This is a genomic window from Pseudoalteromonas sp. SWN29, assembly GCF_015864465.1.
Classification (GTDB): Bacteria; Pseudomonadota; Gammaproteobacteria; order Enterobacterales; family Alteromonadaceae; genus Pseudoalteromonas.
In genome coordinates this window covers 65,225-80,804 of sequence record NZ_JADYXE010000015.1, presented here as the reverse complement: position 1 = coordinate 80,804, position 15,580 = coordinate 65,225, and the positions used below count along the sequence as shown (strand labels likewise).

The window sequence follows — 15,580 nt, the reverse complement described above, 5'->3', positions numbered from 1 at the left end:
TGCATTACTTTTGATAAGACATTCCATGTCGCGTCTGTTAACATTAATCTTGGCATGAGGGTTCGGTGTAACGTTTTTTAGCGAATTCAATTATACCTTATTCTCATGCTGTTTGTTTTTTATACCGCAAAGATCAACACGCCCTAGTGAGTTATAAAGAAAAACCCCGAGTATATTTATACTCGGGGTTATTTTATTTTAAAAGTGGATGAGTACTCTAAGACTTTATTTGCACTAAATCGTAATCGGCCATACCAGGGACTATTGCTTGTAAGCGAGATTCGGTTACATCGAGTGCATTTAAACATTCGCAATATTCAGAAGCTTTAAGCTCTAATTGATGCGCCTTTTTTTGTAGCGACTTATCAATTTCTCTTGAGATAATATCCATACGTTGCCCCATATCGTTAATACGATCTTCTATATTACCTTCACGCGATTTAAACGCATCTCCAAGTGATACTAAAATAGCACCTAGCGATCCATGCACGGCAGAGTGAATTTGCTGGCTGATCTCTTTAGTAAAAAAATCATCTATTTGCGAAAGTGATTGAGGGGCTATAAAAAAGAAGTCATCACCGCGCTTAAACTTATCCATTAGCGCGCGCTCTACATACTTTAGTTGTGTTTTTAGTACTTCAGGTTCTTTATCTGACATACCTTCAACCACATGCTCAATAGCGCTTAAACCTAAGTTAACACCATCTGTAGCAAGGTTAACTAGCTCGGGGACTGTGTGGCGAATACCATTACTAAATTGTTCGAGTACTTTGCTTTCGTCATCGCTTAAGTCAACCCAATAACCACGAATAAACAACTGGTTATCATTATTAATTTGTACGCGAGTTTGGCCTTTATCTAAGATGCGAATAGTGTCGTCAGTAATAATTAAACCATGACGTAATTCAACATCACATTGAGCTTGAGCAAAGACACTGCTGCTTGAGAACGCTATGGACAACGCCAATATCGAACGAGATAGAAACGCCATAAACACCTCAAGAAGACTAAAATGGAAGGCGGGTAGGTTAACAAAAAAACAACTTTATGCAAGTTAAAATAAACCTAGTAGCTATCTCACAGAATAGGTGTATAGAGCGAATCCTGTGTTTTTTAATACGATGATGATAGTTAAAATTAACAGATAACGAGAGGCTTGGTATAGAGCGACAGAAGGGGGAAACTCATATTTAAATGAGAGAACTTGGCCTTTAAAATGGCGTTTTAATGTAGCTACGTGCCTAAATTTAGCTTTAATAGCTGACCCCAAATTTTACTCTGGAGTCAGCTTAAAAGGCTAAAAACTAAATATTTAGTGTGAAACCACTATTAATCGAATTGCATCAAGTTGTAACTGCGTTTTTTCAATATACGTAGTTAAGTCGGTACGTTGCTTATCGTAAAACGTTATTTCTTCTTGACGAATATTCGGGTTAATTTGCTTAAGGGCTACCAGTCGCTCTTGCTCTTCACTGAGTGACGTTTGCATTTTAACAAGCGACGCTGCACGAATAACTTCAAGTTTTTCTTGTGCCATATCTTTAGCGGTAGTGATCATAGGATGCACAGCGCTTTGTAATGCACCCGCAAGCTTACTTGCTGTTTGACGGCCAACTGCAGATAACTGCTGGTTAAAACCTTCAAAAGCCACATTCTCACCCAAGTTATTACCTGCTTTATCAAGCAATATACGAATTGGTGTAGGCGGTAAAAAGCGACCAACCTGCAATACTTTTGGCGCCATTGCTTCTGCAACAAAAATAAGTTCAACAAAAAAGGTGCCAGGTGGTAACTTTTTGTTTTTAAGTAGTGCAACCGATGCGCTACCAAAGTCGTCGTCACAAATCATATCCATGGTGCCTTGCACCATTGGGTGATCCCAGCTAACAAAGTGTACGTCTTCTTGCGAAAGTGCTGTGTCGCGATCAAACGTAACCGTCATACCGTCTTCTCTAAGCGATGGGAACGATGGGTTTAGCATGTGCTCAGTGGGCTTTAAGATAATGGTATTTTCACCTTTATCTTCTTGGCTTACGCCAAAGGTGTCGAACACGTTGATCATGTAGCTTGGTAGTTCAAACTGGTTATCGAGTTTTTCAATATCAGTTACAAGCGAGTCGGCAGCACCTTGACCCGATGAATGCAGCTCAAGTAAACGGTCGCGTCCACTTTCCATTTTTTTGCGCAGTACGGCATTTTGCTGTGCTACTTGCTCAAGTAATGGGTCGAGTTCGTCTTCATCGCAGTTATGCGCAGCAATGTACTCAAGTAGGTCATCGCGAAACTCTTTATAAAGCATTTGACCCGTTGACGAGGTAGATTCAAATGCATCTAGACCTTCGTTGTACCAACGTAGCAGTACTTCTTGAGCGGTGTTTTCAAAATATGGTACGTGTATGTTCACATCTTGCGTTTGGCCTATACGGTCTAATCGACCAATACGCTGCTCTAGTAAGTCTGGGTTTAGAGGTAAATCAAACAACACTAAGTGATGCGAGAACTGGAAGTTACGACCTTCAGAGCCAATTTCTGAACACAGTAATATTTGTGCATTATCGTACTCGTCTGCAAAAAATGCAGCGGCGCGGTCACGCTCAATAATAGACATACCTTCGTGGAATACCGAGGCTTTAATTGCTTCGCGTTCACGCAGTATTTGCTCAAGGCTGATAGCTGTTTCAGCTTTAGCACATATAAGTAGTACTTTTTCACGCTTAAGCGTTTTAAGCGTGTCGATTAACCAATCTACACGTGGGTCAAATAAACCCCAGCTTGCACTTTCGCCTTCAAACTCTTGAAATATTTTTTCAGGAAAAAGAGCACGGTGTGCACTTAATTCAGGGTTTTGAATACCGCCCATGTTACCTAGTACCGACATAGCCGTTTTATACTGCTTTGGCAGTGCCATTGGATAGGCGTGTAATTTACGACTTGGGTAGCCATCAATACCGCTGCGGCTATTTCTAAATAATATGCGACCAGTACCGTGGCGATCAAGCAACATGTTAAGTATTTCTTTACGTGCTGGTAAATCACCTTGCTGCGCTTTTGCAAGAATATCGGTAATGTCGGTTTCTTTTAATAGCTCAATAAGCGTGGCTTTGGCAGCATCGTCTAGCCCTTGCTCTTGCAGTAATTGATTTGCGGCTTCGGCTACGTCTTTATAATTTGCTTCTTCTTCTTTAAACACGTCGTAGTCGTAAAAGCGGTCTGGATCGAGTAACTGCAAACGTGCAAAGTGACTGCTATGACCAAGTTGATCAGGCGTAGCGGTAAGTAAAATAAGACCTGGAATATCTTGGCTAAGCTCTGCCATACGTTGATACTCTGAGCTTGGCTTGCCGTTATTTATACTTAGGTGATGGGCTTCATCTATAACTAGTAAATCCCAATCAGCAAGTGTTGCTTGTTCAAACCAGCGTTTTTTCTTGGTTAAAAACTCAAGACTAGTAAGTACCAGCTGCTCTGTATCAAACACATTTGGAGAATCTGCAAACGCTTCGTCGCAGCGTTCTTCATCAAAAATAGAAAAGTGTAGATTAAAGCGACGTAGCATTTCTACTAACCATTGGTGTTGTAAGTTTTCTGGTACAACAATGAGTACGCGGCTCGCACGACCACTAATAATTTGTTGATGTAGTATCATGCCCGCTTCAATTGTTTTACCAAGGCCTACTTCATCTGATAAAAGTACGCGTGGTGCAAAACGTTTACCCACTTCTTGGGCAATATAAAGCTGGTGCGGAATAAGATTAGCACGCTGACCAATTAAGCCTTTAATAGGCGATTGTTCACGTTCAAATTTATGTAACCACGTTTGGTAGCGAAGTGTATAGCGATCAAAACGATCGACTTGGCCTGCAAATAAACGATCTTGTGGTTTGTTGAACTTAATAAAATGATCTAAAAAGGTTTCTTTAAGCTTGGCAGTTTCGCCGTTATCAACACGGGTGCCGTGATAACAAAGTAACTCGCCTTGTACTTCAATAGACTCTACTTCTAATTCCCATTCTTCAACGCTTTTGATCACATCGCCAGGATTAAATGCCACACGGGTAACAGGGGCTTCTGCCGAAGAATAAACGCGGTTTTCACCACTGGCAGGAAATAATATGCTGACCTGACGGCCTTCAATGGCAACAACGGTGCCTAATCCTAAATCTGACTCTGTATCACTGATCCAACGCTGACCTAAGGAAAAATTCATGTATGTCTCGTCTATGAAGAAAAAGGCGGCTATGTTACCTGTTACATAACACCACTGCAAGGCGCTATTTGGCTGACTTTTAATTAATTTTGTAAGTGTTAACTATTACTATTAAAACAACTTATATGTGGCTATTTTTTAAGTAAATAAAAACTAATTACAGTTTGTAATAAAACGGACTTTTATGACAAATAGACTAAACTTACATTATGCCTTGGCAATTAAGTATTGCAGGTTTAAGTTTTGCCCGTTTTACTTAGTTATTTTGGTATAGCATAAAAATCATAAAACGTAAGGAAAGTGCTATGGAAAAAGCTTCGAACCTTGAAAGTAAAATGTATGTGCTAGATACCAACGTACTACTTCACGAACCCCTCGCTTATTTGTCTTTTCAAGAGCATGACGTTGTAATTCCGATGACGGTGCTTGAAGAGCTCGACCACATAAAAGACAGAAAGCATGATGTAAGTCGTGACGCGCGGGTCGCCATTCGTGGATTAGATGAAGTACTTAAAAATGCAACGCCCGAGCAAATGCTACAAGGCGTAGCTCTTCCTAGTAATAAAAAAGCCAAAGTGAGCTCTGCAGGTACACTCATTATTGTAAACGACCATTTGTTTGCAGACTCCATTTCTGGCCTCCCGGGTAACGAAAACGACCATCGTATTATAAATTGCGCCGTGTATTTACAAAAGCAGCACAGCGATTCAAAAGTAATACTTGTAACAAAAGACATAAACATGCGTTTAAAAGCCAAAGGTGCAGGGCTTAAGTATGTTGAGGATTACCGTACCGACCAACTTATTGATGACATAAGCTTGCTCACTAGTGGTTATAAAAAAATTGAAGGTGATTTTTGGGACCATGTAGGGGAATGTAATACAGAGCAACACGGACGTGATACGTTTCATCATGTGCCTAAAAACTTAATACCTGATGTATTTTGTAATGAATATTTACTTGATGGAGGGGATCAGTTTGCGGCGCGTGTTAAATCGTACGATGACGAGCACATAACGCTAAAAGATATTGGTGTTGAGCGTTTAATGCATCAACAAGCATGGGGCGTTAAGCCCAAAAATATTTATCAGGGAATGGCGCTTGATGCGCTGCTAGATACAAGTATTGAACTTGTTATTTTAACAGGACCAGCAGGGTGCGGTAAAACCTTGTTAGCGCTTGCCAGCGCCCTTGAAATGGTCATCGAAAAAGGTATTTACGATAAAGTAATAGTTACCCGTAATACGCCAGAAATAGCAGAGTCTATTGGGTTTTTACCCGGCACAGAAGAAGAGAAAATGGCGCCTTGGCTTGCAGCCATTACCGATACGCTGGAGGTATTGCACAAAGGCGACGAAAATCCGATATCAAGCCGAAACTACATTATGGAAAAAGCCAATGTGCAGTTTAAATCGGTTAACTTTATGCGTGGGCGTAGCATTCAAAATGCGGTGGTAATTTTAGATGAGAGCCAAAATTTAACGGCCTCTCAACTTAAAACGATTATTACCCGCTGCGGCGAAGGTACTAAATTAATTTGTACGGGTAACTTGGCGCAAATAGATAGTAACTATTTAACGCCAGTAACATCGGGCTTAACGTACATAGTAGAGCGCTTTAAAAACTTTGAAGGCAGCGCAACTATAAACCTCAACGGTGTTGTACGTAGTCGCTTAGCGTCATTTGCAGAAGAAAATTTATAACTTGCGCTTAACAAATTGGCTCGATAGTCTATCGATTGATTTTCGAGCCAAATGGCAGGCAGTACATTGATTTTTTTACCTCTGAAGCATTATTATCGTTCATTATTTATTGCGCTTTTAGTGCCATTGTTTGTCGCTTCTTTACTGTGCTTGCACTTATATAATATAAAGCTTGAACGTGCAGTTGAAAAACGCGAAGCAGATTTTACGAATGTTTCAGCGCAGGTTACTCACGGGATGGAATCGGTGAGTAATTTACTTACCACCATGTTTAGCTTGTACGAGCAAACAACTTATCCCAAAATAAACCAAAGCTTGCTCGAAGGTATAAATCAATACGATGGTTACTATTATCGTCACTTTAGTGAGCAAGGTACTGAAATTGTAGGTAAGGGGGAGTTTGCGTTATCTGCTAAGGCACTTGTACAGTGGCAACAGGCGATTGCGTTAGGGCCTTCGTTTAATACAACGCTTGCGTTAATGCAGTCGTTATCTGGTGTAGCATATGTTGATGATAATGGTTTTGCTTATGTAAGCAGGCGCAATAAAAGCCAAAGTTTAATGCTTACTGAAATTCTAAATGGAAAATTTAAGCCAAAATTTGCACAAAACAAACTTACTTCAAGTCCTATTGTTAAAATCAATGGTAAATCGTATTTTGCTATTGGTCGACAACGAAGCACTGGCTCAGCCGATTACATTATTTTAATTTATGATGTTCAGGCAATTTCAGCATGGTTAAAAAAGGTGTCACCGAGTAGTGGTGAATACGTTTTTATGAACCAATTACATCAAATTATCGCCAGCTCTAAACAGTTAATAGAGCAAGCGACAGCGTTAAAAAATTATTGGCCAGACTTGGCCGAGCATCAGATTCAAAAAACAGTATTAACTAGTGATAGTAATTACTTTATGCAGCCTATGGATGAGTTACCCATTCATGCAGCATTTTACGAGCACAAACCTCAATTAATAAGCTCAATTAAGTATGAAATATTATTAGAGTTTACTTTTTTAACGTTATTTTTAAGTATTATGTTTGGCGTGTTTTTTTGGTTAAGTCAGCGCATTTTTATAAAGCCAATGACTCACTTGATGTCCTATCTTGAGGGTAACGGTACACAACCCCAAGAGCAGTTAAACTACAAAGTACCGTTGAGCTGGCAGCCTTGGTTTTCTAAGGTTAAACGCGTATTTATTAAAAACAAAGAATTGGTTGATTCGTTACAAAGTGCGAATAAGGCGCTGGATAACCAAGTTCAGTTGCAATCAGAAAAACTAAGCCGTAGTTACGAAGCAAAAGAGCGCCATCTGGCTTTGCTCAACACGATGCTAAACAGTGTGCCTGATCTTATTTATTTTAAAAATATTGATGGATCATTTTTAGGATGCAATAAAGCATTTGAGGCATACATTGGTAAAGATCAAACTGCATTAGTCGGTAAATATGTAGATGATTTAGGCGACAACGATCAGCAAATAAATACGCTTGAAAAACAAGTATTACAAAATAGAAATAGTGTTGAACAGCGAATAGAAACCGATACGAAATCATATCAACTTACTATTGCGCCTTTTTATAATGAGCATCAACACCTGTTGGGAACTATGGGGATTGGTCGCGATATTACCGAGCAACAGCAAACATTATTGGCTTTAAAAGCGTCAGAGTCTAAATTTAGAAGTGCGATTGAATTTGCAGCTAATTGTGTGGTTTTACTTTCGCTAGAGCACACCATATTACAAGTAAATAAAGCAGCAAGAAAGCAGTTTTCTGAACATCCAGTACTCGTGGGGGAGCAGTTAAAAGCACTATTTGATGATTCTCAATGGCAGCAAATAAAAAGTACTTTAGCGCAATTGCTAGATGATAAAAAACGCGTGTACCACTTAACTTTATCGCAAGGGCGGCTAGCAAGCTGGTTGCAACTGAGTGTATCGCTTGTATGGGATGAAAACCGCGATCCAGCCTATTATGTTATTCACATTCAGGATGTGAGTGCGCTAACTAAATCAAAACTAGATGCTGAGCGGGCAACTCTAGCTAAAAGCCGCTTTATAGCTAATTTAAGTCATGAAATACGCACCCCGCTTAACGCTGTTTTAGGGTTGCTTGATATGCTAATTGAGCAAGGGTTAACGCAAAAGCAATTACAGCAAACTGACCAAGCAAAACATGCTGCACAAAGCTTATTACTAATGCTCAATAGGATGCTTGATTTTGCACGTATAGAAGGTTCGCAAACTGATTTAAAACAAGCATCTTTTAGTATGGTTGAGCTGGTGGATATCTGCGAAAGTCTAACGGCTCCATTGTGCGAAGGAAAAGGTATTGAATTTGTCATTGATATCGACCCTTTAATAGCGCCTGATTTGATATGTGACAGCATTCGTTTACAGCAAATATTAGGTAACTTATTAACTAATGCTGTTAAGTTTACAAAAACAGGTTCCATTACTTTAAAAATGGAACTCATTAAAAGCGATAGCCTAGAGCAACAGCATATTTGCTTTAAAGTAATTGATACCGGTATGGGTATAGATGAAGCCGATCAGAGGCGTTTATTTGACGCCTTTACGCAAGGTGATGAATCCTCAACACGCATACATCAAGGTGTTGGACTCGGTTTAGCGATTGTTAAACATGCCGTGTCGTTAATGGGGGGGGAAATTGCTTTAAAGAGTAAAAAAGGCCAAGGTTGTGAGTTTTATTTCAACATTAGTTTTTTAGTTGATACGGGTAAAAACACGATGTTACCGACTAACACTTTGGCTATTTTATCTGAGCAAAGCAAAGAGCTTAAACAAGTAACAAATGCGTATAAAGAATTTGCTAATATTAATTTAGATGAAGTACTAAAATACCCAATTAAACTTTCCAATGTTCAACAGATAATAATAGATGCTGCTGACCTACCAGCACTGTTAAATATTGAAGCGATTAATGATTCGTTGTCAGCTAAAGAAACATCGGTGATTATTATTAATCATCAGCACACGCTTAATTTACCAACAAGTGAGCATTTAGCTGCGCATCACGTTAAAGCATCGGCGTTAGGGCAAAGGTTATTTAGTTTGAACACGGTGCAAAAGCCAGAAGTCGATACCTATACTACAATACATAACATAACTGAAATTAAAGCTGATATATCGGGTCTACTTGTATTAGCAATTGATGATAATCAGCTCAATTTAGAAATAATTAGTAGTGTATTACGCCAAGCAAACGTAAGTGTTGTTACGGCTTTAAGCGCATCGATTGGCATGGAGTTACTGCACGTTTTAAAGCCAGATTTAATATTGATGGATGTGCAAATGCCGCAAATAGATGGCTGCCAAGCAACGGCTTTAATTCGTCAACAGTTTGACGCAAAGCAACTACCTATTTTTGCTTTAACGGCCCATTGTGAACCTGCGGATATTGAGCGTTCTTTAAAGTGCGGTATGAATAAACATTTAACCAAGCCTGTAGTTGCTAAGGTGCTTATTGACGCAATTGCCGATTTAAACTTAGTTAAACCAAGCTTTTTCGAAAAATCATTCGCTTTAACTCAATTTAGTATGGATGAAAAACTGCTCAATACTATGATTGATAAGTTTGCTAGCTTGTGTGAAACACAATTATCTCAAATTGAAGAAACAACCAATAAAGATGATTTGGTACGCTTAGTGCATAGTATAAAAGGTGTTGCAGGTAATTTAGGTTTTAGACGACTATCACACTGTGCTTTATTATGTGAAAGAGAGATTAAAACAACTAACAAGCCTATTGAAATAACACTCAAAGAGCTTATTATGCAGTTAGAACAGGTAATTGTTTTTATTAAAGGGTTAGGGGTTAGGGATGTCGAAAAGAGCTAAAGTACTTATTGTAGATGATGATCCAATCAACAGATTAGTACTTGAAAAAACACTTAAAGGAGAACACGACGTGTTCTTGGTTGAAAGTGGTGAAAAAGCACTTACCTTTGTAAAAACAGCGCAAGTTGATTTAATAATCCTTGATGTGATTATGCCCGGAATTGACGGCTATCAAGTACTTGTAGAACTTAAAGAAAACCCGATAACTCAGTCTATTCCTATCATATTTATATCAGCCAATAGCAGCCATGACGATGAAGCAAAGGGTTTAGAGCTCGGTGCAATGGACTATATAACTAAGCCATTTAGTCCTTCTATCGTTCGCGTTAGGGTACGTAACCAATTACTTATAAAACAAAAAAATGATTTGCTAGAAATGCTAGCTTCAATAGATGGCTTAACCGAAATTCCAAATAGACGCTATCTCGATGAGAATTTATCTCGAGAATGGCGCCGCAGTAAACGCAATGGCACACCGCTATCGGTTTTACTTATGGATATAGACCATTTTAAACGTTACAACGATTGCTACGGACACCGTGCAGGTGATGAATGTTTAAAGGATGTTGCGCAAGCACTCGCAGCACAATGTGAACGCGGTAGTGACTTTATTGCTCGTTATGGCGGCGAAGAATTTGCAGCTGTGCTACCTGGAATGGATAAGCATGAAGCTATGGAGTTTGCTAACAAATTACGTAATGCGGTAAACGCTTTGAACATAGAACATAAAGCCTCGTTAAATGCAGACCACATCACTATAAGTATAGGTATTGCCACCACTCAAAGTGGTAAAGTGTATGCTGAACAAGCATTACTAGAAGAGGCTGATTTAGGCTTATATGCTGCCAAAGATGCAGGGCGGGATAGAATAGTCGCACGGTAAAAATTTAATATACAAAAAACGCCAATATTTATATTGGCGTTTTTGTATCAAACATTTTTTATTGGTTACTGCGTGATCATACCTAAAGCGGTGTCACCAATGCCCACTAACTTATCATTTTTGAATACAAGTGGCGTACATTCATCTTTCGTGGTTTTAGAATCTGAATGCTTGCTATGAGTTACATAAAAAAGTACTTGATATACATCGTCATCTTTTTTTAATAGCTCTGTGAAGTTAGGCGTTTTTAATTGCGTTAAAACAGATTGATAGCTGCTATCCATTTTTAGCTCTGATATAGCTTCACGATTATTTTTATGTTGTGCTTGCCAGCTAGATGAGTTTTTCCCTGCCCAATGCGTCTCAGCTTCACCATCTGATACGGCAATAACACAGCCTGTTAAAAATGGAGCGATTAAAGCGGCTGCTAAAAGTGATTTTTTTCATTTTTATTTACCTTAATAAGATTTTTAATTGGTTATTAGCTGTATTAAAGCAAAGAGTAGACCATATTCATAAGTTGTTATGAATCAGTTTGTTAAGTGGAACAAGCTGTTTTTATCTAATAAAATATTAAATATATTAGTAAAAACAGCCATTTTTTAGCTTATTTGATTACTGCAATAAAATCACTACACCAAACGGTTACGTGATTCGGCTTTAGTAAATGACGCAATGTTTAAACTTACTTCATTAATTAAACGCACAATAGATTCTGTACTTGCCCATGCTATATGCGGAGTAAGTAATAAGTTATTGCCTTTGTAATTAGCTAGCGGGTTGGAAAGCTCTGCAGGTTCTTTAGTTAGTACGTCAACACCAGCTCCTGCAATTAAGTTTTGCTCAAGCGCTGTTGCTAAGTCGGCTTCGTTAATAATGCCGCCACGTGCAGTGTTAATAATTATAGCGTTTGGCTTCATCATTTTAAGTTCATTAAGCGCAATTAAATCGCGTGTTTCATCTGTTAGCGGGCAGTGTACACTGATTATATCGGCTGTTTTAATAACGCCTTCAAAAGGCGTACGACCATCGCGACAAGCAACTCCTTTACGCTCTGCAACAATAACATTAGCGCCAAATGCTTCAGCCACTTTAGCAACGCCTTTGCCTAATGTACCGCCACCTATAATGGCAAATGTTTTACCTTGTAAATCATTAAAGCTGTAATCGAGTATGCAAAACATTTCGCTTTTTTGCCACGCGCCTTGCTGGCAATCTGCCTGATAGCGATGTGTATTACCCAGTAAGTTAGTAATTAAAGAAAACGTATGCTGAACAACAGAAGGCGTTGAATAGCCCGCTACATTAGTGACTGCAATACCAAATTCTTTAGCGGCTTCTAAATCAACATTATTGGTACCGGTTGCACTTACACAAATTAATTTAAGCTGTGTTAGTTGGCTAATTGTGTCGCGATTTAAAACTGCTTTATTAGTGATTAATACATCAGCGCCTTGGCAGTGTTCAATAACTTGCTCTGGGCTAGTAAGTTCATAAGTCGTTAATTTACCAAGTTGTTCAATACAAGTAAGAGACGTTTTAGCTAACGTAGCGTTATCGAGAATAGTAATGTTCATTATGAGCCCTAAAATAAGTGGATCTAAAAGAGTTAAAATCGTAAAAAGAGGCCTACGATCCAGAAAAAATCTAAAATATGGGCTTAAGGTACTACGAAAGAAAGCCTTTGTTAATGGTATTACTACCAAATGATTAGAGGACATGTAATTAGAGAGTTTAGTATTAGTGGTCTGCCCACTACATGATTGGGAACATGGTATTTTGATCAACTGATCAGTTTTTTGCACTTTTAAGCAAGCTCATGGTCATAGAAGGTAATTAAACTCGGCTTTAAATAGATTTATAGCGAGTTGCTAAAAATAAAAATCGTTTTTTGGTCATTTCGCATTTTAGATTGGCTGAGTTATAATCGGATATAGACATAAACGGTGTGCTTTGGCGTGCCGTTTTTTAACATTATAGATGTAGTAATGAGTGAATTAGAAGATAAATACGCAGATATACGCCCATACAACGACGACGAAGTTGCGGCGTCGCTTACTCGTTTAATTAACGACAATGCGTTTATTGATGTAATAGCAAAGTATAATTTACCGCGCTTCTTATCGGCAGTGCCTTTTATTGCGCGCCCATTAGTAAGAAGTCAGTTACGTAAAAAGTGGGGCAAAGTAAGCACCGTTGAAGACGTACAAAACGAAGTGGCGCAATACTTAGATAAATTAGTAAAACGCACCACGTCAAAAGTAACCTTTTCTGGATTAGATCAGTTAGACGCTGATCAGGCCTATTTATTTATTTCAAATCACAGAGATATAGTACTTGATCCTGCATTAGTTAACTGGGGTTTATATCAGCATAAAATGAAAACAGTGCGCATTGCTATTGGCGATAATTTATTGCAAATACCTTACATTACTGAGCTTATGCGTCTAAATAAAAGCTTTATCGTTAAGCGCTCTGCTAAAGCGCCAAAAGAGATGTTAAAAGCACTGACTCAGTTATCGTCATACATTTACGATTCTGTAATCGGTGGAAATTCTATTTGGATTGCACAAAAAGAAGGGCGTGCAAAAGACGGTTTTGATCAAACTGATCCTGCGCTTTTAAAAATGCTGCAGTTGAACGGACGTAAACAAAAGAAAGAGTTTGGCGATTATATTAAAGAGTTGAAAATAGTGCCTGTTTCTATTTCTTATCAATATGAGCCGTGTGCAATTGCTAAAGCTAAAGAGCTTTACCATAAACAGCATCACGGTGAATATATTAAGTCGGCTGGTGAAGACATTGCGAGTATTGTTGAAGGTTTTAGTACTGCTAAAGGGCATGTGCATTTAGCGTTTGGGCAACCAATTGAATCTAAATGTGATAGCGCTGAAGAACTAGCTAAAACGATTGATCAGCAAATCGTTGATTCGTTTTATTTGCACCCAGGTAATTATATTGCTGGTGGCTGTAAAAAGGCAGTTATTGATTCTCCAGATACGGCTAAGTTTGAGCAGCGTTTAGCACTGGTACCAGAAGAGTTGAAACCGTTAGTACTGGCTATGTACGCTAAGCCGTTTCACCGTAAAACAGAGATAAATACTAATAGCTGTGAACATTAATACTCACAGCTCAATGAAATTAAGCAGCAATTAAATTGCTGCTTTTTTTTTGCTCAAAAATAACGCTATACTAATACCTCCTCTTCAATTGGGCGGTACTTATGCATGCAACAAATTGAAATATTTGATATTCCAAGTCCTTGCAAGAGTATTTGCTTAGTTAATAACAGAGGGTATTGCAAAGGGTGTTATCGTAGTCGGGATGAACGCTTTTCGTGGAATACCTTAACCAACGACCAAAAAAAGAAGGTGCTTAGTTTGTGCCAGCAGCGCTACAAACGTTATCTTCAAAAAAACCAGCAAAATGCAGTGCCAAGCACACAGGCAGAGCAGCAAGGATTCGACTTTTAAAAGCTCAACCCATACTTGGCTCTTAGTGCGTATACGGTACCGTTGTCAGTTAGGTTAATTAATGACATTTTAAGTTTTTCTACTAGGTTTTTATTACGTTTATTTAAATAATGATAAAGCGGATACGTACTCAACACTTCTTTTTCAAAGCAACCTTGGGGTGTAGGGAGATCGTTATTTTGCATTATAAAGTTAATCATTAAAGCCCCTTGTACTTTTTGCTGAGCTAGTAAATTAAGCTGGGCATTCATACTTTTAACTTTAATAATATTTCCTGCAAATTGTGTACTTGCTAAATAATGCTCTTGGACAGGGTAGCCATCAACAATTGCGACACTATCGAGTTGTTCTAAACTGCGAGGTAAACAATTTTTATATAATACTAAGTCAAACTTAAAGAGCTCATAATCGACCCTAATTAAGTTCTCATAGTTTTCTTCAACACTTATATCTCTTCCCAATTGTCCATCAAGTACGCCATTATTTGCCGCAAGCAAAGCATTTTGACGGCTAAAGTCGATAATATGTATTTTAAAACCTATATCTGCGTATGCTAATTTTAAAAGCTCTAAGGCATAATCAGCTTGGGGTGTACTTTGCGGGCGGTTAAAAGTGAGGTTGTATTGATGGCTAAAACAAGGTGCAATAAAAAATAAATTTACCAATAATAACAAGATACTAAAACGTCTGTTCATTATCGGTTCCAATTACTACAGAAATAAATAAAATAAGACGCGTATAATAACAAGGAGATTACCTCTTGCCCAGTTTCGGGGTTAATCAATTAACTTTAAAAGCAAATGAGGAAGTATTGTGAGTTTTAATTTATGCCTATTACCACGCGAAGAAAAATACCAAATTCAGTTAGATTATGAAGCGTCTTTTTGGGCGTATCAGATTAAGCGTAATAAAAAAACGAGAGAGCAAGTTTATAACACAATCCATAGCCGTCCAATGGCTGAGCAAATGGTTTTGAAGCAAAAGTTTGAGCAATATTTAGCGCTAATGCTTAGCTAAGTGTTGATATAAAAATGTATATAGTTGAATTGCTGGATGGGCTAAAAATTCCACTCGTTAATAAATTTTATAAAAAACATAATGTAAGAGGGCGGGCTAATAAACAAGATAAGGTATGGGTTACTTACTATAATAATGAAATAGTTGCGGCGTGTAGGCTACAAGATAAAACAGAATTTTTATTTTTATCTACTGTTTTTGTGGCTCTTGATCATCGCGGTAACGGTGTTGCTACACAATTGCTATCTACACTCTTAAAGTCGCAAAATAAGGTGATTAATACCTTCGCATATAAAAACGTAGTTGATTTATATTGTGCTATTGGTTTTAACCAAATGTTAACATATACTCTTGCTTTACAAGTACTTTTTGATACTTATAAACATCGAAATATAGTCGCTCTAGAGTACCCATAATAATAATTAATAATATGGAA

At 38.2% G+C, this 15,580-nt stretch carries 12 protein-coding genes; 7 read left to right on the top strand and 5 right to left on the bottom strand.

Annotated elements, in window-relative coordinates:
• Positions 1 to 217: 217 nt before the first annotated feature.
• Positions 218 to 991 (bottom strand): YggN family protein, encoded by a 774-nt coding sequence (locus I6F53_RS07865; protein WP_197239103.1) that lies wholly within the window; start codon positions 989 to 991, stop codon positions 218 to 220.
• A 321-nt stretch (positions 992 to 1,312) separates the two neighbouring features.
• Positions 1,313 to 4,207 carry an RNA polymerase-associated protein RapA gene (rapA, locus tag I6F53_RS07860; protein ID WP_197239102.1) on the bottom strand — a complete coding sequence of 965 codons (2,895 nt, stop codon included), beginning with the start codon at positions 4,205 to 4,207 and terminating at the stop codon, positions 1,313 to 1,315.
• Positions 4,208 to 4,512: 305 nt separating this feature from the next.
• Here rapA and I6F53_RS07855 point away from each other — a divergent pair, with 305 nt between their 5' ends.
• The 3 genes from I6F53_RS07855 to I6F53_RS07845 are packed head-to-tail and all read left to right on the top strand — an operon-like array spanning position 4,513 to position 10,654.
• Complete coding sequence (locus I6F53_RS07855; protein ID WP_197239101.1) at positions 4,513 to 5,910, top strand: PhoH family protein; 1,398 nt, start codon at positions 4,513 to 4,515, stop codon at positions 5,908 to 5,910.
• Between the two features lie 51 nt (positions 5,911 to 5,961).
• A complete protein-coding gene (locus I6F53_RS07850) occupies positions 5,962 to 9,771 on the top strand; it encodes a PAS domain-containing hybrid sensor histidine kinase/response regulator (RefSeq protein ID WP_197239100.1) in 3,810 nt (1,269 codons plus the stop codon).
• Positions 9,755 to 10,654 carry a diguanylate cyclase gene (locus tag I6F53_RS07845; protein ID WP_197239099.1) on the top strand — a complete coding sequence of 300 codons (900 nt, stop codon included), beginning with the start codon at positions 9,755 to 9,757 and terminating at the stop codon, positions 10,652 to 10,654. Before I6F53_RS07850 ends, I6F53_RS07845 begins: the two co-directional genes overlap by 17 nt.
• A gap of 65 nt (positions 10,655 to 10,719) precedes the next feature.
• On the opposite strand, the gene I6F53_RS07840 is transcribed toward I6F53_RS07845, so the two are convergent.
• Together I6F53_RS07840 and I6F53_RS07835 are read right to left on the bottom strand one after the other, a co-directional pair.
• Positions 10,720 to 11,070 carry a DUF3192 domain-containing protein gene (locus tag I6F53_RS07840; protein ID WP_197239104.1) on the bottom strand — a complete coding sequence of 117 codons (351 nt, stop codon included), beginning with the start codon at positions 11,068 to 11,070 and terminating at the stop codon, positions 10,720 to 10,722.
• 216 nt (positions 11,071 to 11,286) lie between these two features.
• Complete coding sequence (locus tag I6F53_RS07835) at positions 11,287 to 12,231, bottom strand: D-2-hydroxyacid dehydrogenase (protein ID WP_197239098.1); 945 nt, start codon at positions 12,229 to 12,231, stop codon at positions 11,287 to 11,289.
• Between the two features lie 411 nt (positions 12,232 to 12,642).
• Here I6F53_RS07835 and I6F53_RS07830 point away from each other — a divergent pair, with 411 nt between their 5' ends.
• Entirely contained in the window at positions 12,643 to 13,776 is a 1,134-nt protein-coding gene (locus tag I6F53_RS07830) for a 1-acyl-sn-glycerol-3-phosphate acyltransferase (protein ID WP_197239097.1), read from the top strand.
• 105 nt (positions 13,777 to 13,881) lie between these two features.
• Positions 13,882 to 14,127, top strand: coding sequence for a DUF1289 domain-containing protein (locus I6F53_RS07825; RefSeq protein WP_197239096.1), 246 nt, complete (start codon positions 13,882 to 13,884; stop codon positions 14,125 to 14,127).
• On the opposite strand, the gene I6F53_RS07820 is transcribed toward I6F53_RS07825, so the two are convergent.
• Positions 14,124 to 14,822 carry a transporter substrate-binding domain-containing protein gene (locus I6F53_RS07820; protein WP_166419695.1) on the bottom strand — a complete coding sequence of 233 codons (699 nt, stop codon included), beginning with the start codon at positions 14,820 to 14,822 and terminating at the stop codon, positions 14,124 to 14,126. The genes I6F53_RS07825 and I6F53_RS07820 overlap by 4 nt on opposite strands.
• 118 nt (positions 14,823 to 14,940) lie before the next feature.
• Here I6F53_RS07820 and I6F53_RS07815 point away from each other — a divergent pair, with 118 nt between their 5' ends.
• Together I6F53_RS07815 and I6F53_RS07810 are read left to right on the top strand one after the other, a co-directional pair.
• On the top strand, positions 14,941 to 15,144 hold the full coding sequence (locus I6F53_RS07815) for a DUF3283 family protein (RefSeq protein ID WP_002962585.1): 204 nt from the start codon (positions 14,941 to 14,943) through the stop codon (positions 15,142 to 15,144).
• 14 nt (positions 15,145 to 15,158) lie between these two features.
• On the top strand, positions 15,159 to 15,560 hold the full coding sequence (locus tag I6F53_RS07810; protein ID WP_166419696.1) for a GNAT family N-acetyltransferase: 402 nt from the start codon (positions 15,159 to 15,161) through the stop codon (positions 15,558 to 15,560).
• Positions 15,561 to 15,580: the final 20 nt, after the last annotated feature.